The sequence below is a fragment of the Diplocloster agilis genome (assembly GCF_019042275.1).
Taxonomy (GTDB): domain Bacteria; phylum Bacillota; class Clostridia; order Lachnospirales; family Lachnospiraceae; genus Diplocloster; species Diplocloster agilis.
This window is the reverse complement of record NZ_JAHQCW010000001.1, coordinates 178,748-199,449: the sequence shown is the minus strand read 5'-3', so window position 1 is coordinate 199,449 and position 20,702 is coordinate 178,748. Positions and strand designations below refer to the sequence as shown.

19 protein-coding genes are annotated in these 20,702 nt (G+C 49.7%); 10 read left to right on the top strand and 9 right to left on the bottom strand.

What is annotated here, in order from left to right; genetic code table 11:
- Positions 1-134: 134 nt before the first annotated feature.
- From KTH89_RS00820 to KTH89_RS00790, 8 genes are all read right to left on the bottom strand, one after another.
- Complete coding sequence (locus KTH89_RS00820) at positions 135-938, bottom strand: hypothetical protein (protein WP_158343423.1); 804 nt, start codon at positions 936-938, stop codon at positions 135-137.
- Between the two features lie 106 nt (positions 939-1,044).
- On the bottom strand, positions 1,045-1,815 hold the full coding sequence (locus tag KTH89_RS00815; protein ID WP_238720273.1) for a hypothetical protein: 771 nt from the start codon (positions 1,813-1,815) through the stop codon (positions 1,045-1,047).
- 5 nt (positions 1,816-1,820) lie between these two features.
- Positions 1,821-2,309, bottom strand: a complete 489-nt coding sequence (locus KTH89_RS00810; protein ID WP_238720272.1) for a hypothetical protein — start codon at positions 2,307-2,309, stop codon at positions 1,821-1,823.
- A gap of 14 nt (positions 2,310-2,323) precedes the next feature.
- Positions 2,324-2,572, bottom strand: a complete 249-nt coding sequence (locus KTH89_RS00805) for a phage holin (protein ID WP_238720271.1) — start codon at positions 2,570-2,572, stop codon at positions 2,324-2,326.
- A gap of 37 nt (positions 2,573-2,609) precedes the next feature.
- A complete protein-coding gene (locus tag KTH89_RS24835) occupies positions 2,610-2,732 on the bottom strand; it encodes a hypothetical protein (RefSeq protein ID WP_267287695.1) in 123 nt (40 codons plus the stop codon).
- A gap of 631 nt (positions 2,733-3,363) precedes the next feature.
- Complete coding sequence (locus KTH89_RS00800) at positions 3,364-3,978, bottom strand: hypothetical protein (RefSeq protein WP_158343416.1); 615 nt, start codon at positions 3,976-3,978, stop codon at positions 3,364-3,366.
- Positions 3,968-6,610, bottom strand: coding sequence for an RNA dependent RNA polymerase (locus tag KTH89_RS00795; RefSeq protein WP_238720270.1), 2,643 nt, complete (start codon positions 6,608-6,610; stop codon positions 3,968-3,970). The genes KTH89_RS00800 and KTH89_RS00795 overlap by 11 nt, the downstream gene beginning before the upstream one ends.
- 69 nt (positions 6,611-6,679) lie before the next feature.
- Positions 6,680-7,057, bottom strand: a complete 378-nt coding sequence (locus KTH89_RS00790) for a hypothetical protein (protein ID WP_238720269.1) — start codon at positions 7,055-7,057, stop codon at positions 6,680-6,682.
- A gap of 590 nt (positions 7,058-7,647) precedes the next feature.
- Between KTH89_RS00790 and KTH89_RS00785 the strand changes: the two genes are divergently transcribed.
- Positions 7,648-10,365 (top strand): DEAD/DEAH box helicase, encoded by a 2,718-nt coding sequence (locus KTH89_RS00785; protein WP_238720268.1) that lies wholly within the window; start codon positions 7,648-7,650, stop codon positions 10,363-10,365.
- The gene (locus KTH89_RS00780) at positions 10,362-11,078 is read left to right on the top strand and encodes an SWIM zinc finger family protein (protein ID WP_238720267.1); all 717 of its coding nucleotides are present in this window, start codon (positions 10,362-10,364) and stop codon (positions 11,076-11,078) included. The genes KTH89_RS00785 and KTH89_RS00780 overlap by 4 nt, the downstream gene beginning before the upstream one ends.
- Before the next feature lie 252 nt (positions 11,079-11,330).
- On the opposite strand, the gene KTH89_RS00775 is transcribed toward KTH89_RS00780, so the two are convergent.
- Positions 11,331-12,158: an IclR family transcriptional regulator gene (locus KTH89_RS00775; protein WP_238720266.1), complete on the bottom strand. Its 828-nt coding sequence runs from the start codon at positions 12,156-12,158 to the stop codon at positions 11,331-11,333.
- Between the two features lie 224 nt (positions 12,159-12,382).
- Here KTH89_RS00775 and KTH89_RS00770 point away from each other — a divergent pair, with 224 nt between their 5' ends.
- Genes KTH89_RS00770 through KTH89_RS00735 form a run of 8 tightly spaced genes read left to right on the top strand, consistent with a single transcriptional unit; the run spans position 12,383 to position 20,443 of the window.
- A complete protein-coding gene (locus KTH89_RS00770) occupies positions 12,383-13,789 on the top strand; it encodes an ABC transporter substrate-binding protein (protein WP_238720265.1) in 1,407 nt (468 codons plus the stop codon).
- A gap of 55 nt (positions 13,790-13,844) precedes the next feature.
- Positions 13,845-14,759 carry a carbohydrate ABC transporter permease gene (locus KTH89_RS00765; RefSeq protein WP_238720264.1) on the top strand — a complete coding sequence of 305 codons (915 nt, stop codon included), beginning with the start codon at positions 13,845-13,847 and terminating at the stop codon, positions 14,757-14,759.
- A 1-nt stretch (position 14,760) separates the two neighbouring features.
- A complete protein-coding gene (locus KTH89_RS00760) occupies positions 14,761-15,603 on the top strand; it encodes a carbohydrate ABC transporter permease (RefSeq protein ID WP_238720263.1) in 843 nt (280 codons plus the stop codon).
- 9 nt (positions 15,604-15,612) lie between these two features.
- Complete coding sequence (locus KTH89_RS00755) at positions 15,613-16,776, top strand: mandelate racemase/muconate lactonizing enzyme family protein (protein ID WP_238720262.1); 1,164 nt, start codon at positions 15,613-15,615, stop codon at positions 16,774-16,776.
- Positions 16,776-17,711, top strand: coding sequence for a dihydrodipicolinate synthase family protein (locus tag KTH89_RS00750; RefSeq protein ID WP_238720261.1), 936 nt, complete (start codon positions 16,776-16,778; stop codon positions 17,709-17,711). Before KTH89_RS00755 ends, KTH89_RS00750 begins: the two co-directional genes overlap by 1 nt.
- Positions 17,712-17,729: 18 nt before the next feature.
- Positions 17,730-18,704 carry a 2-dehydro-3-deoxygalactonokinase gene (locus tag KTH89_RS00745; protein ID WP_238720260.1) on the top strand — a complete coding sequence of 325 codons (975 nt, stop codon included), beginning with the start codon at positions 17,730-17,732 and terminating at the stop codon, positions 18,702-18,704.
- A complete protein-coding gene (locus KTH89_RS00740; protein ID WP_238720259.1) occupies positions 18,701-19,351 on the top strand; it encodes a bifunctional 4-hydroxy-2-oxoglutarate aldolase/2-dehydro-3-deoxy-phosphogluconate aldolase in 651 nt (216 codons plus the stop codon). The genes KTH89_RS00745 and KTH89_RS00740 overlap by 4 nt, the downstream gene beginning before the upstream one ends.
- Before the next feature lie 6 nt (positions 19,352-19,357).
- Positions 19,358-20,443, top strand: a complete 1,086-nt coding sequence (locus tag KTH89_RS00735; protein ID WP_238720258.1) for an iron-containing alcohol dehydrogenase — start codon at positions 19,358-19,360, stop codon at positions 20,441-20,443.
- The last annotated feature ends 259 nt before the right edge of the window (positions 20,444-20,702 follow it).

Sequence of the window (20,702 nt, the reverse complement as noted above, 5' to 3'; positions counted from 1 at the left end):
TACAGGTAAGGGTAAATTATCTTTTATATTCATTCTTTACCGGCAGCTATAATGGCCGGAATTCATTTACCTTAGTGCCGAAATACACACGTTCGAACATTCCGGCGCTTCGTGAAATTTGCCAATACTTCCGATTAATCTCTGGATACCAGGATATCGAACAGCTTGGCGGAATCTGCGCAGTAAGGTTTCTTCAGCGCGTAAGAGAACGGATGCTTTCCGTCAGACTTCAGGGACAGGCTGATAGCCGTAGGATCCAACTGGGCTCTCGGGCAGACGATAATACCAGCGTATACCAGGTTGGCGTCACAGGGATCGTGGAAGATGGCATGAATCAGCAGTTTCTGGACTTCCGGAATTGCATCGGTAGTCTTGGTGATGGACACGGCGTTGTCGCTCTCGTAAGCGTAGTTTACGAATACGCGGCCGGTAGTTCCTTCCGGTAACGTAATGGTCTTTGTGGCGGCGTTCAGAGTGAACTTGCCGGCGCCGGCAGCAGTGGCTACTTCGAAGGTTTCGCCGAAGGTATTATTGTCGTTGATTACTTTGACATATTTGATTTCCGCTCCGGCGGTCCCTACGGGTACATGTTTCAGGACTACGGTTGCATCGGAACCGATGGTGATGGTTTCGGAAGCATACATCGTGATTTTCTTATCAGATGTGGCGACTACTTTCTCAGCGCCGAACTGACTGGCGGCCAGATCCAGGGAGAACAGGGAACTGCTTCCGCTGAATTTACCCTGCTGCGCGTTGTAGAACGTATGAATCGGGGTTCCCATGGCGTCCACGACGTCCAGGGCTGTGGCGGATGTCTCCAGAACCGGTTCTTCGATCTGGGTCAGTCTGCCGATTAACTCATCTGTGGCGGGATTGTAGGCTTCTACCGCTCTGATCCTTTCGAGAATTAACTCATTGGGGTTAAAATTGAATTCCATATTGAATTCCTCCTTGTTTTTTATTTGGATGGCCTTTTGGCATCCGATATATATAAACCGGCTGTGCCAATCGCTGGCAGCAGACGGCTTATGTCGATCATATAATCTAATCCAGATCTCCCATCCAGTCCAGTTCCTTTTTATTGATTTCTTTCAGGGAGATCCCAAAACCGGAGTAGCCGCTTTCCAACAGCAGACCGGCATTCTTGATCTTCGCGATCCGCCGGACGCTGTCCATGAAGGCGTAGATCTTCATATTCCACACTTGATCCAGGTTGTATTTGAAGCCTTCGCTGTTAACCATGGCGGAGATCATATTTCTCAGATGGCTGTGGTATTCTTTGTCTTTATAGCGAAGATACTCGTCCCGGGCATCCTCGATCAGGATCTGCTTAGTGGTCTCATTGGCCGGTTTCTTCTCATCCTTGACCAGGCCGTGCATCTGGCGGAGATATCGCGTCATCTTCCGATAGAGCTGTGCGTCAATCATGAGTTCGCCGGCGCTGTCGTACATGACGACTTCCTGGTTTTCTTTGTTTACATAAGGCTCGAATTTTTGCAGATCCAGGTCCCCGAACAAGATCGAGGTCTGTTCCCGTCCGTAGTATTTGGACAGAAAACTGTAAAAAAGCTGAAATTCATCGATTTTGGTGTAGTCGATCCCCATGTCCCAGAGCTGCCATTTCAGGTCGGCGGGGGCGCTGGTCAAAGTGATGACCATTTGATAGTATTCTTTTTCCCCATACAGACAGATTTCGTCCAGCGTAGGCTGGTGAATGAGAATCTGATCAGAGAGGAGATAGTCGGCTCCCCGGTAGAGCAAAAGTTCATCCACGGCGGCATCGGTCCGTCCGAGGACAGAATCTGATGGTTTCAAATCGCTTACCCCCTGTCCTCACAAAAACTGTTCAGACAGCTGGTTTCAAACTGCAGCTTGCGGTACAGACAGTTATTTTCCAACACGCCTTCCGTGTCGGATATCAGCAGCAGCGGGCTGAAGCTGCCCAGATCATTGCGGCCGTGGAACTTCTGTGTCAGCAGGTCCGCCAGATAGTCATTCCGGTTTTGGAAATCCGGTTCGGAACCAGACAAAGAGTCCGTTAAATGCTGTTCATGGGAAATAATCTGCAGTTCCAGAGTCGGAACCAGCCATTTCCTGTCCTCGCTGGCTCTGGGAATGTGCAGCTGTACCGTCAGATAGGTAGCCGGCTTATCCCAGGCGGACGGATTCTTCTGGTGATCAAACAAAAACTGCCCGTACAGGTCGGTGGAAGTCGCAGTATCCCCCAACTCTTTTGTCACAGTGGGGTCATTCCGGATCTCGTCGACCACGGCTCTTTTAAGACCGGATAAATTCATACAAATTGCCATTGGCGTATGCCTCCTTAATTTGGTTCTTCATAGGTAAGGGCGCGGCCGGAATCCTGAACCCCTTTCGTGGTGGGATCGATGAGAATGCCCAGGCCTGCCAGCATGTTAACGAGCAGCGAAAGAATAGTTATGATATCATTCTGCGCCACGGCCGGGGTGATCCCCAGGAGCGCCAGAAGCTGATAGATAAAAGCCACGACGGCTGTGCTAAAAGCGATAACAAATGTTTTGTTTTTCAATCGTACTTTCCAGTTGATTTTCATAATTACCTCCAGCGGCGCTCTGTATTGCGCCGGATATTTAGTGAAAATAGTCCTGCTGATGAATCAGCATATGGGTCTGCCGGTATTCTTCCAGCAGTTTCCGGTTCTTCTTGTTCTCGATCATGTAATATTTCTTGTACTTGTGCGTTTTGTTTGACATCGGACAGAAGATGCCGCGGCTTCTAAGATAAAAGCATTCGGCTTGGGTAATCGGTATGATATGGCTTCACTCACTTTCTGGTTTGTATTTGATACGGCTTCCGGCAACTCTTCGGATTCCGCCATCCCGCTGTAATTGATCCGGTTGGTGAAGAGACGTTGCGGATATTTTCCGAAGAGCTGCCGGAAGCCGTATCTGACTTGTTGGATAAAAGAGATCCCGTTGATAAAATTATGTTTTTTGGTGGGAACAGCTGATAAATTGGACGGAACATATGTTCGAACCTCGCTGCGCCGGAAACGCACACCGGGAGACGCACATCGGAGGTTCACATTTTTCCGACCCTCATTTCTAGTATTCATAAACAGCCGGGAAAGGCCGTTCCGGATACATAGACAGCAGGACCACGGCATCCGGGATCAGGTAAGGCGTCGTCTGATGTTGCGGTCTGATGCTGCGGTCCTGCTAACAGAGATGGTTTATCCTGAGTTGCCTGTGAAAGAGATGTGTCGATACTAAGAGATGTGTTCGATACTGGAATGGCCGGATTCGCACATTGGCCTGTGCATAGATTCGCACATCGGGTCTGCACATCGGAGGTTCACATTTTTCAGGCCCTCATTTCTAGTATTCATAAACAGCCGGAGAAGACTTCCCTGTACAGTTTATAGATGTCATTTCGCACCAGCTTGTAATCGCCGCTATTGTGGACCGGCGCGAGAATGCGGTACCGGGTAGACTGGGGATTGGCCCAGGTATAATTGTTCCGGGGTTTTTCAAGCTCCTCCAGGTAACCGAAATCGATCAGCTCCCGGATATACCGCCGCTTTATCTGTGAGCGGTGTATGCCGATCCAGGCCCCCAGGGATACGCAGGAAATATGGAATTCCTTCTGCTTATCTGCGTAAACCTTGGCATAGCACAGCATGGCCAGCGCGATTAACTGTGTCTTGGGGTTGTCCGTGATGCGGCTTATGAACTCCCGGTCCCTTTGGTTGATTTTGACTGTATTTGCCACCAGCGGCATCGGCGAACTCATCACATAGGTGATGATGGCGTTCAGGTCATGCCGGATGTACAGGTGGTAACGGTTTGCCCAATCAAAGATGGAGCTTCGGATCTTAGCGTGTCCGAACCCCTCGTCCTTATAATAGCGCGCCAGCATTACGCAGGTCCGGTACATGTTATCCGCCATGATATGCTTTCCATCCAGATAGTCCAATGCTTCTTGTTTCTCATCGATCATAGATTACTTCCTCCGCTTGATTGATTGTTAAATGGTTTGAATTGTCAGTTTGGTTTTGGCTTGCCTCCAGATAGGGGGACAACCGGTAGCGCTTCCCGAGGTATTCGTAAGTTTCTCTATCCGCGTCGTTCTCCTCGCAGACAGGTATGGGGGATGGGCCTTTTGGATCAATCTGCCCCTGCTCATCCAGCAGCGGAAACAGTCCGTCCCGGGCGCGTATATTCTCAAGAAGGCCATCGGCGGCCACCCGCCAGATGAATTTCTTATTCTTTTTCGGATATTTCTCATAACACAGGAGCACGGCAATGTTGGCCAGCAGCTTGGCATCCGGGCAGACCTCTTTGCAGGCGTTCCTGTATTTATCATAATAGAACTGCCAGTTGATCAGGAAGGCCTGCGCGTCCTTGCGGGTTATCCGGCCGTCCAGCTCATCTTTGTATTTATCATAATTGCGGATCATGGACTGCTCACGGCCCAGTTCGCCCATCTCCCGGCAGAAGTCCAGATAAATCTGTTCCACGGCCTCAAAGGTACCGGCCGGAACGGTAATATCCGGATCCAGCATGATCCGGTAATCGAACTGCGCGCAGGGTTTTGCGAACCGGAGCGTCTTGTCCCATTTTTCCAACTCCAAGCACAGGCGGTTCAGGTTGCTTTGGGAACGGGAGAATTCTTTCAGACTACTATAATAGGGGCCGGCGTACTTCATGAAGTAGGGGAGCGTATGGCCGTATTTGGCGATATTCCTGGGAATCTGATACAGCATGCCGGTTTTGGCATAATCGATCGCCTTACCGTTGATGATGCTCAACAGGTCGATATAGGACTCGTAGACGGCCTTCTGTTCCGGTGTCCTGGGCATTTTGTTGTGATATACGGTTGCGCAGTTGCTGGTCTCGCCGATGATATTGTTCATGGTGCGCATGATCATCAGGGCCCGCCCCTCCGGGGTGTCGGGTTCCTCCATGGCGGTGGCCTTATCTTCCATGTCCATGACGATGGGGATGTCGGGATCTACGCCTTTTAGCATCACAGGCTCATCGACGACCAGGACCAGATCGCCGTCGAAGTCCGCGCCGTTTAAGCGCTGGGGGGTAATGCTTTTTCCGTTGATGATGCAGGTGTTGGATAGGTGGCTGCAATACCGGTCCAGCAGATCGTTGGTGACCGCGTTCAGGATCACGTGTTCAGAGCGGCAGATATGCGGATTGCGTTCGATCAGCCGCTTTCCACGGTACGGTCCGTGGATATCAAAGGAATAGAACTCATCGGCCTGAAGAGCCCCGGTTGGTTCCAGCCCGCCGATGTGTTCCATCAGCAGGATAGGGTCCGCGGTCAGGAACTTGAAGGCGGATTTTAGGAACAGCTTGCCGCATTTGAAGTCGTCCCGGTATTTACGGAGCAGGGAGATCAGGTAGCTGCGCACACCGTCTTCCTTTAACATTTCACTGTTTTTCAGGACGGCCCTGGTATAGTCGTTTAAGGATTCTTCCGGGGTATCCGCGAACAGACCGAGAAAGCAGCAGGCGGTAAGGGGATCGCCGCTTACGATGCGTTCCGCCCACCCGATGGAGTACCGGGCCAGGGAGGCGAAGTCCTGATAGGACAGATTCAGATCCTGCAGAATCTGATAATTGGCTCTGGTGTAGAGAGGTTCCTCTTCCACGGAGTAGTTCCATTTCGCTACTCCGATGCAGTGGCCAAATTTGCGGAAGCATTCCCAGTACCGCTCCCAGTCGGTATAGTCCTTATGCTGTTCGAAATATTTTTTCCCTTTGTACATGGATTCGGTCATGAGAATCATGGGCTGGGAGAAGTCGTGCTCCCGCCCCCAGACATCGGTGATCCGGTCAACGCCCCGCTCCCGGTAAAATGTCTCGTAATCCATCTCGTGGGTCACTCCCTTGATGTAGGGGGCGCGCCAGAGAATGGTGGTGGGAGCTGTCCGGCTGCCGGTCAGCTCCCGGACCCTGGCGGTGATCGCGGGATGATGGATACCGCTGCCGTCGAATACATTGATCCGTACGTCCACGGTGTCCTGTGCGATCTCTTTTTGCACCCAGTCCCTTTCGGCGCCGTTTTTGTCGGTGAAGCAGATCTTTTGATCCACCGCGAAACGGATCTTTTGAGCCGGGATGACCCGCTCATAGTCCGGGACTATGACAATCTTCGGATACCAGTTCTCCAGACAGTGACAGGAGCTTAGGAGCAGACCACGGTAGGCGTAGTATTTGGACAGCACCGTATGTTCCATGTGGATCTCCATGGTGATCCTCCGGTTGACTTCCTCTCCGATGGTCTCGTCGATAAAGCTTAAGATGCCGGAGCGGGTCATGGATGCGGAGCGCTCGCTGATCACATAATGGCGCCCGCCCAGCCAGAGACCGACCCGGATGAGGGTGAACAGCTCGCTTTCGTAGGACTTGCCGCCTTTGCAGTTTACGAAGACCAGACAGGGCTGGAATTCCCCGCTGTTTCCGGTGATACTGCGGATCAGCCGGAAGAGTTGGTTGTCCTGCTGCTTAACGAGATAGAGTTGTTCCTCCCTGGGGGTGAGTTCTAAATGGTATTGATGGTCGATCAACAGTTTGAGTGGAAATTTTCTGACAGAATAAGATTTTGGCGCATGCATGGATGTGTCGGCCTCCTTTATTTCTTATAATGATTACGATTTGCCCTTGGGCTTCGCAGGATATGAGGCTTAGAGCCAGACTTCAAAATAACGGCCGGCCGGGTCATACCTGGTTTTCAATGCGTCGTGCTCGAATTTTAAGAGATCGCAGATCTGGTATATGTAATAGCAGTATTCGATATTGCCTTTCCGGATCTGCCGGAGCACATCGTTGATGTAAAGCTTGTAATGCTGGAACTGGGTGTCGCCGGTTTCCGGCAGGCTTAACTGGCCGCTGATGCGGAAATGGGCACTGCCGCCATACAGTTTGGTATATTTAGAAGAGTGGATCTGATTTTTGAGATCGCGGAACATGGCCTGCCAGGACTCGTCGGTCAGATTAGCCGGGGGAAATCCGGTATAACGGTTGGGGGTGTTTGTATGGATATTTTCCGTGTGATTTTTCATTGTGTTTATCTCCTTTTTTTCTGATTCTCATAGATGGCTCCTTTTCGGTATTCGATTTTCTGATTAGGGTTGGTGGTAAAAAATGAAAATCGAACATATGTACGATTATAATACTATAGAACACGTTATGTGTCAATATGGGAAATGATTAAATTTTATTGCGCAGATTCGTGGTTGGATTTTGCATAAAATGACACAATTAGTGAATGATGGATGCGAGGGGATGAGGCCGGGAATCCGGTTGGAAGATGGGGTGGAGTACAGTTTATGCAGGCGGTCTGGTCGGGGGAGAGTTACATTTCGCTGCTGTCGGATAGATTCGCCGAAAAAGCGTAGTGAATGAACAGATAAAGCTTCCGACAGTGTATATACAAAGGGATATGACCACTCCCGGGGATTCCCGGAAACCCGGACATTAGCCGGAATCAGCTATACATTTCCATAGAATTAATGGATGACAGGAAGCGTAAGCGGCGGAATAAAAGCCACCGTAAAATGTAGTGGAAACCGACAGCGATAAAAGCGATTGTATATATCTGAAATCAGGTTTATACTTAGCGAAAAAGGAGTATATGTGTAGGAGGCATAAATTGAACAAAACAGACGGAGCAAAAGTCAATATGGCCTTGGAAGCTTTCTATACGCCGGCAGGTTTTCAGATCGAGTTGATCGAGGTGCCGGGTAAAAGAGGCAGAAAACAGGAGATCGTGAACAGTGTAGATCGGCATGGTCAACTACAGGGCGAACAGAAAAGAGACGAACAGCAGGTTTGGTTCGAAAGCTTAACGGACGATCCGTGGACGGGACTCTATCAGATGGGCTATCTGCTTGCGGAAGACTGGATGAGACCTTCTATATGGTATCTTCATCATATAGCGGAATATTTGATCCGGCGGATTTCATCAAGCCCGGAGGTAGAAGTGGAGCGTGAAGAACTGGAGGTGGAATTATCTCCGGAAGAGGCGGCTGCGCTTTTAGAGGCGTTGCCTTTTGTGAGCGGTGCAGAGTTCGTGGATGAAGCCTGGATCCGGAATATCTGGCAGAAGCTTTTCCAATGCTATCGGGAACAGATCCGTGAGTATGACGGTACGGCGGCGGCCTATTTTGCTGAACATAATTCCAGCATCAGTGTGGCGGGGAGGGTGTTTTTTCATCTGGTGGAGAGCCATCAGGAGGACTACCCGTTTGCCTTTATGGCGACCTACTCCACTAAGCCGGCAAAAAGCAGGAAGGCGATTCATACCCCGTTAAAAAATGCGCTGCTTGAGTTTAAAGATGACCAGAAGAAGCTTTTGTCGCTGCTGTCCGCGGTGGCGAAGGCTGCGGACGCAAGCTCTTTGATCGGAGATCTGATGGAGAGCGGAGAGCTATTTTCCCCGCTTCGGTTTACGGCGCAGGAAGCCTATACGTTTTTGTCGGAGATCCCCATCTATGAAGAAGCCGGAATCATGTGCCGTGTTCCGGACTGGTGGAGACGGCATACGAATGCGATCGGCCTGTCCCTCACTGTGGGGGCTAAAAAACAGTCGTTGGTGGGTCTGGATGCCATGGTGGACTTTTCTCCATCTTTGATGATCGATGGGGAGAAGCTTACGGAAAAACAGCTGCGGGAATTTCTGGCCATGGCCGAGGGGTTGGTCCTTTACAAGGGAAAATGGGTGGAGATCAACAAAAAGAAACTGGAAGCCGCGTTGGAGGCATTGCAGAAAGCCAAAGAACTGGCAAAAGACGGAACCCTTTCCCTGGCGGAAGCGATGCGATTGGAATTAAACGCTGCGCCGGAAAATATGGAAAAAGGCGAGATCCCCGTTACGGTGACAAACGGAAAATGGCTGAAAAAGATCCGGGAAATGCTGGTGCAGCCGGCGTCCATCGATCCGGTTCCGCTGGCCCCGACCTTCCATGCAGATCTGAGGACGTACCAGGAGGAGGGATACCGCTGGCTCAATATGATGTCGGAGCTGGAGCTGGGAGCCTGTCTGGCGGACGATATGGGACTTGGTAAGACGGTACAGGTGATCGCTTGGCTGGAACAGTACCGGCTGCGTTGTGCAGGACAAGCGCTTCTGGTGATTCCGGCTTCCCTGATCGGTAACTGGCAGAAGGAAATCGAGCGTTTTGCGCCGGAGATGCCTTACATGATTCTGCACGGCAGTCAGGCGGGCGCAGGGCTTGAACAGGAGAAGTCCGCTTTTTTGTACATCACTACATATGGTATGGTGCCGAGGCTGGAAGGACTTCTTGTGAAAAAATGGGATATCGTGATACTGGATGAGGCGCAGGCGGTGAAAAACGCGGCTGCAAAGCAGACGAAAGCGGTAAAAGCTATTCCGTCCAGACTTCGCGTCGCTATGACCGGGACTCCTATTGAAAATAATCTGGGCGATCTGTGGTCCCTCTTTGATTTCCTGAACAAAGGTCTTTTAGGGTCCGTAAAAGAGTTTCAAAACCTGGTGAAGGAGATGGAATCAGACGGGGTGGGATTTATGCCTCTGAAAAAAATGGTTACCCCTTTTATCCTGCGCAGACTCAAGACAGACCGCTCTATTATTTCCGATCTGCCCGAAAAGGTGGAGGTAAAGGAATATGCGGGACTGTCGAAAAAACAGATCGGTCTCTATGGTAAGCTGGTAAAAGAGATCGAGAAAAAGCTGGCTGATGCGGAGGGAATAGAACGGAAAGGGCTGGTGCTGGCCGGCATCATGAAATTTAAGCAGATCTGCAACCACCCGGATCAATACCTGGGCCTGGAAGAGTATAAGAAGGAAAACAGCGGAAAATTCGAATGCCTGGAGCGGATCTGTCAGACTATTTACGAAAAGCGGGAGCGGGTGCTGGTATTTACCCAATTCAAGGAGATGACGGAACCGCTGGCGGAATTCCTGGAATCGATTTTTCACAGAAAGGGTCTGATCCTTCACGGCGGGACACCGGTAAAGAAGAGAAGTGAGATGGTCGAACAGTTTAACGGGGAGGAGTACGTCCCCTTTATGGTACTTTCCCTGAAAGCCGGCGGCGTGGGGCTGAATCTGACCGCCGCGAACCATGTGGTGCATTTTGACCGCTGGTGGAATCCCGCGGTAGAGAACCAGGCCACAGACAGAGCTTTTAGGATCGGCCAGAAGAAGAATGTGATCGTCCACAAATTCGTGACCCAGGGAACCATAGAGGAGAAGATCGACGCCATGATAGAGGAAAAACAGAAGATGGCCGGCGATATCCTGGGATCGGCGGGAGAACAGTGGATTACGGAGCTTGACAATGAAGAGCTGCTGAACCTGATCAGACTGGGAGGTGAGCGGGCATGAGTTATTATGGATACGCTCCTTATGTCTCCGTGGCAGAAAAGAGGGCCAAGGCAGACCGGCAGATCGCGAAGCTGAAAAAGAAAAATCCGGATCTGGCGCCGGTGCTGATCGAGGGAAATACGATCGCCCGCAGCTGGTGGGGCAAAGCATGGAACCGGAATCTGGAAAGCTACGCGGATTATGCCAACCGTATTTCCAGGGGAAAGAGTTATGTGCGTAATCATGCGGTGCTGGATCTTAGTATGGGTGAAGGATGTGTGGAGGCCCTGGTTCAGGGCAGCCGCTCCAAGCCCTATCAGGTTACGGTGGATATCGACATGCTGGACGAAAAACGCTGGTCACAGGTAGTGAAGCTGTGCAATCATCGCATTGATTCTGTGGAAAAGCTTGTGGAGGGGAAGTTTCCCAAGGAGCTGGAGATCCTGTTCACGGAGAGAAAGTACGGAATGTTTCCCTCCCCTAAGGAGATACATTTTTCCTGTTCCTGCCCGGATTATGCCTATATGTGCAAGCATGTGGCCGCCGTCCTCTATGGCGTGGGCGCAAGACTGGATGCGGATCCGCTGCTGTTCTTTGTATTGCGCGGGGTGGATATTCAGGATCTGATCCATCGTTCCGTGACCAGCCGCATGAATGCGATGCTGAAAAATGCAGGGAAGAAAAGCGGGCGGGCGATGTCTGAGGCGGAGATGCATGATGTGTTTGGGATATAGGGGATATACAAAATAACACTGCCCAATAACCAGATAGTAGTTATTGAGCAGTGTTATGAATTAATTATAAGAATATAAGAAGTATAGATTAATGCGGATATGCCCCATTCCAGGCAGTCAAGGGAAACAATGGAACTTGTTGCTTGGGAGGGGCATTTTTTATGGAATTTATACATAGGCTATCGGCGTTACAGTTCTGCGGCAACCAGAACGGTAACGCCTTATTTGAATTTTGAAAACGTTGTATCAGGCCTATTTCTGAAAATAACTGCCAATATATCCAAGCTTTGAGGATAGATGTGACGCCTGCTCCATGACCGCTCTGGAGACTGTGCCCAGATTCTGTTTCATATATTCGGTGGTTCCGGTTGCGCTAAGCGCTCCCACCACCTCGCCGCCCGATTTGAACACCGGCGCCCCGATACACCAGCTGCCGACGGAGTTTTCTTCACAGTCCAGACTGTATCCCCGCTGATTAGTCTTTTTTAATTCTTCGAATAGGTCCTGAAAATTTGTAATCGATTTTTTTGTGCAGGGACGCCAGCCGTACTGGGTAATGATGCCGCGGACCACTTCCTGCGGCATATTCGCATATACCGCCTTTCCCATGGCAGTGACATGGGCGGCAGTACGCCGGCCCAGTACAGCATACATTTTATCTACTTCATGGGGGATCGAAAAGGCGATGTGGAAGATATCACCCTGATAAAGTACCCCCAGATTTGTGTTCAAGCCAATCTCTAAGGAGAGTTGATCCAGCTCGATCTGGCCATGACGCCTAAGATCCATCTGACTAAGAGCGATACCGGCCAGCTCGATAATGTGCAGGCCAAGGGTATACCTGCCGGTTACCGTGTTTTTCAACAGATACCCTTCTTCTTCCATGGATAGAAGATAGCGGTACAGCGTGCTGGTGCTAAGTCCCAGTTTTTCTTTTATCTGTTCGGCAGTCAATTCCGGCTGTTCCAGCGAGAAACATTCCAGGACGGCCAAAACCTTTCCGATGGTTTTGGGGGCATAGGAAGTCTTTGGGGCGGTATCCAAATTCACATTATCTTTTTTGAGATCAGTTGTATTCATGCTTGATTCCTCCGTAGCTCTTTCGATTATCGTAATTTTATCATAACATTTAATTTAATGCAACATTATTCTCAAAATTTGAGAATAAATAATCTAAATTTGATATTGACAATTATAAATATAAAAATTATAATTTAAATACAGAATAACAATTCCGAGAATTCAGAAATGTGAATGCAAAATCGGAAAACAAATTCCATTAATTACCAGAAGGAGGAAAAGGTATGAATCGATGGGTTCAAAAAGTATTGGGGAGTTCCATGGCGCTTATTCTCTGCGCGTCTTCATTGGCGGGATGTTCTTCGGGACAGGACAAGGATGCCGGAATGAATGAGGAGACAAAAAGTCCGGTACAGCAGGAGGATACGCAGCAGGAAGAGGGACAGAACCTGGAACAGGATGGCACAGGATGGGAAGATAAAGAGATCACGCTGCAGTTCTGGGACAACGATACCAGAGAAGAATGGCAGGCAGCTACACAGGCTGTATTTGACGGTTTCACCGAGCGGCATCCCAATATAAAGATTGAACGGGTCATGGTTCCCTGGAATGATATTGATACCAAATTCCAGGCCAGTGTCGCTGCGGGCAGCGCTCCGGATTTTATGTATGGTTCTGACAAATTTATCGTATCTTGGGCCAGCCAGGGATCTTTGGCACCGTTAGATGATATTCTGGATGACATAGGCCGGGATAAGTTTGAAGAGTCCTTCCTGAAGGGGACCAGCACCGGTGATAAGTCCTACCTGGTTCCTATCGCCTATTTTCCGCATGTAGTCTTTTACAGAAAAGATTTATATGAGAAATATAATCTGGAGATTCCCGGGACATGGGACGAACTGTATCAGAATGCCAAAACTATTCAGGATAAGGAACCGGATGTGAGCGGCTTCGATATGCTGGCCGGCAAGGGAGAACCGTATACCATGGTAAACTTTATGTCCGTCAACGATTCCGCTTTGTTGAACGAGAATCAGGAAGTGGTGGTCAATTCTTCGAACACCGTGGAGACACTCCAGTATTTACAGAAGATGTATGATTTGATCCCCAACGGCTCCTACGGCAAATCCCAGGCGGATGTGAGGCTGATCGCAATCCAGGGCGGTGTGGCTCATCATATCGATTCGGTTTCATTTGCCGGGACGATAGCGAACGAGGACAAACTTGATCTGTACGGGGCATTCCCGATACCGCAGAATAAAGGGGATTATCAGGCGATCACCGGCTTCTATGGATTCGCCGTGTCCTCTACGGATCCGGACCGGCTGGCAGCCACAAAAGAACTGATAAAATATATGAACGAACCGGATGTTTATATGGAATTCGCGAAAAGCTCTGTGCTGGGACATATCCCCGCAAATAAAACTGCGACACAGGGAGACACCTACTGGAGCTCGGAGCGGGTCGCCCCTTTTGCCGACATCTTCAAGGTCGCTATGGACGCAGGGAAAAACGGCATCGTAATGGGCATGGAACGGGGAGCTAACAAATACTCCAGCTTCATTGTTTCCAGCTATATTTACAACGACATGCTGGATATGCTCATATTAAATAAAGATACACCCGAGAAGATCTGCTCATGGGCGGAAGAAAAAATGAACGCAATTATCGATGATGTCGATAATCAGTAAGATTACGAATAGAGTCCCCGCTGACAAACGGGGACTCGAAAATAGAGGTGAGAGCTTGAATAGAAAAAAAGGAAAAGAGAAGAAGTTTTCGTTGGAACGAAGGCGGGCACGCCTGGGAATCATCCTGTTGCTTCCCTCTTTACTGATTATCCTGTTTATCGTTTTATATCCCCTGATCACCAGTTTTGTATGGGCTTTTATGAAAAAATCGCTGGGGGCCCGCAGTGAGGCCGAATTCATTGGGCTGAAAAATTTTCTGTATCTGTTCCGGCAGCCGGTGTTCTGGAAATCTCTATGCAACAGTACGATCCTGACGGTTTGCAACGTATTGTTCCAGACCGTACTGGGTATGGTGATTGCACTCTTGTTGAATATGAAATTTCGGCTGCGCGCGATGGTGAGGGGACTCTTTATCCTTCCCTGGGCTACTCCGACCTTCGTGGCTGCCTTTGCCTGGAGCTGGATGGTGGATGCCGAAAATGGCATGGTCAATATTATATTAAAAGAGCTGCACATTCTGAGCGAGGGGATTCCCTGGCTGAACCAGCCGGGAACAGCGTTGATCGTCGTCATCATCGCTCATATCTGGAAAGACCTACCATGGATGATTATGATTTTTCTGTCCGGGCTGCAGATGGTTCCGGAGCAACTGCAGGAGGCGGCGAGAGTGGATGGAGCCAGCAGGTGGCAGGAATTTTGGAATGTGACGGTCCCGAGTATGAAAAGTATAATCATAATTGCCATCCTGCTCAGAATTATCTGGACCTTCAAGTTCTTTGATTTTGTCCAGCTGCTGACCGGAGGAGGACCGCTCGATTCCACCATGACCATACCGATCATGATCTATCAGCAGGGATTTGAGTCCTATTCGATGGGAAGGGCTTCCGCGCTGGGAGTCATACTATTTATTGTACTTGGGATATTCTCCCTGTTTTATTTCAAGGCGCTCTCAAAGGACGGTGAAATGTGAGATGAACAGAAAAAGAGTGACGAAGTGGTTGAAAATATTATTACTGGTATTTCTTCTGATATTAATTATTTTTCCAATTTACTGGATCTTTATCGCGTCCATCTCGCCGTCGGAGTCGTTTCTGTCTGTGGATCTGTCCTGGCTGATCCCCAAAAAAATTACGTTTAAGCATTATCTGGATATCCTAAGTACCAGGAATTACCGGATCTATTATTGGAACAGCCTGGTGATATCAACGATTACCACAGTGCTGACCCTGGTAGTATCAACGATGGGCGGCTACAGCCTGGGGAGACTGCGCTTTTGCGGAAGGAATGCATTGAGCCAAATGGTGCTGGTGACCTATCTGGTACCTTCCATCCTGCTGCTGATCCCCCTGTTTCAATTCATCACCAAATTCCATATGCAGGACAGCTATCTGGGATTGATTCTTTCTTATATGACATTTGCACTGCCGTTCTGCCTTTGGATGTTAAAGGGATTTTTTGCAGGGCTGCCGGCAAATATGGAAGATGCGGCCCTGATCGATGGGACCGGTGTTTTTGGAGCGTTTTGGAGAATCATATTGCCGCTTGCCTCTCCGGGGTTGATCTCCGCCGCCATGTTTACTTTTCTGCTCTGTTGGAATGAATATTTGTTCGCCATGGTATTTATCAATAACGATTCTCTGCGGACGATACCGGTAGGAGTGGTGTCAAATTTTGTTACCGTGACGATGGGACCTTCTGATTGGTCCAGAGTCATGGCTTCCGCTATCCTGGCTTCGCTGCCGATCTATATTATATTTATTGGACTGCAAAAATATTTTGTGGCCGGTCTGGCAGCCGGTTCCATCAAAGAATAGGAGGAGAACATGAAAATAACACAGATCAAAACGTATGTGGTCGGTAACCCGTGGAAAAACTGGATTTTTATAAAGTTGTATACAGATGAAGGAGTCACGGGAGTCGGTGAGGCTACCGGGGGTCTTCAGACCAAACCGATCGAGGCAGCGGTGCAGGAGCTGAGCTCCCTTGTCATCGGGAAGGATCCAACGAAGATTAATCTTTTGTGGGATGATTTATATAAGGCGTTATTCCTGGGATATTCGGTGGCTATGTCCGGTATCGAACAGGCATGTTGGGATATTCTTGGAAAAACTCTGCAGGTACCGGTCTACCAGCTGCTAGGCGGTGCAGTGCGCAAAAAAATCAGGGCCTACGCTAACGGCTGGTATAAGGGGCCAAGGGATCCCGCATTTTTCGTAGAGGCAGCAGCCAGGATTGTGGAGATGGGATATACGGCGCTTAAGTTCGATCCGTTTGGGAATGCCTACCGGTTTCTGGAACGTAAAGAGGAAAAGCTCTCGCTTGCAATCGTGCGGGCAGTACGTGATGCGGTGGGAGAAGATATAGATCTGATCATTGAGGGACATGACCGTTTTTCCGTCAGCACGGCGGTAACTGTGGGGAAGGCGCTGGAGGAATTTAGGCCCATGTGGTTCGAGACGCCGGTCATGTCGACAGATATAGAGGCGACCCGCGAGGTGGCAGGAAAGATCGCGGTACCTGTTGCCAGCGGAGAGAGATTCCAGTCTTTGAATCAATTTTCTCAACTGGTGGAGGGGAACGTGATCAGCATCGTACAGCCGGAAGTGTTGGAGATCGGTGGAATTAGCAGAATGATGAAGACGGCGGCGATCGCCCAGGGACATGAGGCTTTTCTGGCCCCACACAATGCCCAAAGCCCGCTTTGCACGGCGGTAAATGTGCAGATCGGTGCGGCGGCGGATAATCTGTTGATCCAGGAATGCTTCGATGATACCAATGTGGAATGGGCGGATTCGGTGATGGAAGGACGGATTCCGGTGCGGGACGGATATCTGGAGGTACCGGATAAACCCGGTTTGGGCATTGAATTAAGGGAGAAGGAACTGGCGAAATACCCATACGGCGAGAGGAACTTCCTGAAATTGTTTGAGGCTGGATGGGAAAAAAGGGAAAACAAGCCGAAGGAAGATATAGGAAGGAACATATAATGAAGGAGTATAAAGAGATGAAGGATAATACAGAACAACAATTCCGGGGAGTATTCGGAATTCTTCCCACACCGTTTTTGGAAAACGGACAGCTGGATGAGGAGAGCCTGAAAAACATCGTTCAATTTTGTCTGGATGCCGGTGCCCACGGGATCGTGACACCGGTAAACGCCAGTGAGTTCACGAGCCTGACGGACGAGGAGCGAGGGCAGGTGATCGAGATCTCGGTAACGGCGTGCGGCGGCGCAATTCCGGTTGTGGCCGGAGTGGCGGGAAGCTGTGAGGAGCATGCCCGGTACCTGACCCGCAGAGCGGTTGCGTCCGGAGCGGACGCACTAATGGCTATGCCGCCATATATCAGAAAATGTACCCCGGAGGAAATCATTGATTATTACCGTGCAATCGATGAATGTGCGGAAGGCCTGCCTGTATTTATTCAGAATAATATGCCGCCAGTTGGAACAGTGATGACTCCTGGGCTTATGAACCAGGTGATCGATGCCTGTAAGAATGTTACATATATAAAAGAAGAATGCCAGCCTGCCGGGCACTACATGACAGAAATGTTCGGCTTACATAACGGGAAGCTGAAGGGAATCTTCGGAGGAATGGCCTCCAAGTACATCATGGATGAATTCGCCAGAGGAGCTTCCGGTACTATGCCGGCCTGTGAGGTCTGTGACGCGCATGTGCAGCTGTGGGAATGCCTGGATAACCAGGATATCAGAGGCGCCAGGGATATTTTTAATCAAATGCTGCCGCTTCTTAATCTGGAGTGCATGTTCGGAACCGCGGTATATAAAGAAGTGCTGTACCAAAGAGGTGTGATCCGGACTCCGGTACTGCGAAAATGCGGAAATTTTCCGCTGGATGCATATGACCGCAGGGAACTTACGCAGGTGCTGAACGATATGCGGCCTCTGTTCCGGGTGTAAAAGAGAGGAGCGTGAACCATGATAATCGCGGTAAACTCCGGGACGACAAATACGAGATTCTATCTGGTCGAAGACGGCCGGGTACTGGATTCCGTGAAAATCAAGGTAGGACTTAAGGACTGCGCTATCCGCGGCAATAATGAGTTTTATAAACGGTCCATCAGGCAGGAAATAATTAAGATACGGGAGCGCAGCAGGAAAACAGGGGGATGCATCTCCTGTATTGTGGTCAGCGGTATGGCCACATCCTCCTCCGGGCTGTATCCGGTGCCCCATATACCGGCTCCCGCCTCACTGGAGGATCTTGCCTCGAATTGTGTGTCCGGGAATCTTAAGGATATATCAGATCTACCATTCCTGTTTATACCGGGGGTTAAAAATGAGGATACGCATAACGGAGAAAATCTCCATGCGGTGGATATGATGCGGGGGGAGGAGACAGAAGTATTCGGTATTCTGGGGCTCACCCACATCCAAGGTCCGGTGGCCGTACTGCTTCCGGGTTCGCATACAAAACTGATCCTGATGGATGAACAACAGCGGATCATAGAAGGGCATACTGCCATGGGAGGAGAGATACTGGAAAGCATCGCGCGGCATACAGTGCTCTCTGAATCACTGCCTGATCCACTGATTCAGAAGGTATTGCCGGAATACCTATGGAAAGGATACCGGTATGCCCGGGAATATGGGATGGGTGACGCGGGCTTTCGGGTGAGGCTTGCGGATGTGTTTGGTATGATGGAGGCTCAAGAGAGGGCAAATTTCTTTGCGGGAGCAGTATTAAGAGAAGATATCAAGATGATCACAGGAAAAATAAAGGACACAGACCGGTTTCTCTGTGTCGGTTCGCCGCCGCTTAGTTCGATTTTTATGGAACTGCTAAATAGCGTACCGGGACAGAAATACCAGCCGGAGCTTTTGACTGAGGAGATAGCGGAATTCTGTTCCCCGGTGGGGGCAGGCCTGATCGCAAAGGAGTATGGAATATGAATCGACGACAGACACTTACAAATATACTGGATACCGGGCTGGTCGCCATCCTGCGGGGACTGGATACCCAGATGGCTCTTAAGACGGCGGAGGCTTTGTACCAGGCAGGTGTCCGGGCCATAGAAGTGACGTACCCGTCAAAGAATGCCACCGAAACTATCCGGCAGATATCGGAACACTTTGGAAATGACTTATCTGTAGGAGCAGGAACAGTATTGGACGAGGGAACCGCCGTGGAAGCGATCCGGGCGGGCGCCCAGTTCGTCTTGGCTCCTGATTGTAATGAGGATGTTATACGGACAGTGAAGGGATACGCCAGGGTGATGGTCCCAGGAGCACTGACCCCGACGGAGGCGCTTCGATGTATGCGCGCAGGTGCTGATATGGTCAAACTATTTCCGGCTTCCAGTTTGGATGCGGATTATATAAAAAATATGAAGGGGCCTTTACCTTTCATCCCGTTTATGGCAGTAGGGGGCATTGGACTGCACAACGCAGCGGAATTTATGCAGGCAGGCTGTTGTGCACTGGGAGTGGGTGCTTCCCTGACCCCGGTGGATTTGCTTGAGATTGGAGAATATGACAGGATAACAGAGATAGCAGTGGAATATTTGCAATTGTTAATGAAATACAAAAAATGGAGATAATGATTTATGGTAAATCAAGCATTACACCATATCCTGAGTTCTAATCATTACCGGCAGGGACGAGGTGTGATTTCCCTGATCGGGGACGAGGCCGCAGCCAGGGGAAAACATGCTTTGCTGCTGGGGGATACAGGCGGATTAAATGCATGCGAAGAGAGCGTATTAAAAGGTCTGCGGACCCGGCATATGGCTTATACAACAGTAGTATTTCAAACAGAATGTTCCTTTCAAGAGAGAGGAAAGCTGGAACAAGTATGCGCAGAAAATGGCTGTGATCTGATCATCGGGCTTGGGGGCGGAAAATGTATGGATCTGGCGAAAGCGGCAGCAGAAATCATGGAACTTCCCATTATTACGGTGCCCTCGATCGCGGCGACTTGTGCAGCCTGTACCCCGCTGAGTATTATGTATCAACCCTCGGGAAGAACGGATCGATCTTTGCCTCTTAACAGGGGAGTGGATGTATGTCTGGCAGACACGGATATTCTCCTCAAAGCTCCGCCCGGTACATTGGCTTCCGGTATAGCTGATTCTCTGGCGAAGCATCAGGAAATTATGTGTGGTTCTGCTTCTCTAGCGTGCGCGCAGACGGATGCAGGAAGATATGGGGCCTATTGTATTGCGCTGGCTATCGACCATATCCTCTATGAGAAAGCAATAGAGGCTTATGAGAGCTGCCGTACTCAGATATGGAGCCGGGAATTCGAGGACGTCGTATATACGATTCTCTCTCTGACTGCCCTGTGCAGCGGGCTTGTATCCGGGGCCGGTCAGCTGGCTCTGGCGCATTCCTTTAATGACGCGGTTCATGACCAATACCCGGCCGCAGCCCGGGATCATCTTCATGGAGAGATCGTTGGTGTTGGAACGGTTCTTCAGATGGCGGTCAATGAGAGTACACAGTTGGAACAATATCAGAACCTTCTTAGGGAACTGCACTTGGCGGTGAGTGTGGATCAACTGGGTATTCCGGCAGAGACGGATACCATGAGAAAGATAGAAGAGTATCTGTCTGGGCGGATGGGAGCAAACAGGGAAGTGTTGGCACCCCAGGTGCACCGCGGCCTGAAAACATTATTTCGATTGCAATAACCGGGCAGTCCATAAGATTTAAGAACCTGAAAGGATTTCGCAGAAATTTTGTTGGAAAATTTTGTGCAAAAATACCTTTGCAAATCCCGTAAAAAAATGATATCTTTTAACAAGAACGTGTGGCATGACTGCGTAAATCCAGTTAATCGCCACACGTTTTTATTTTCTTCTGTGTGACCCTGCGGAACCGACCGGGGCAAAGGAAAGGCAGCTTAAAAACAGCCCGCAGCACACAACATATTAATAAATATATTGTAGT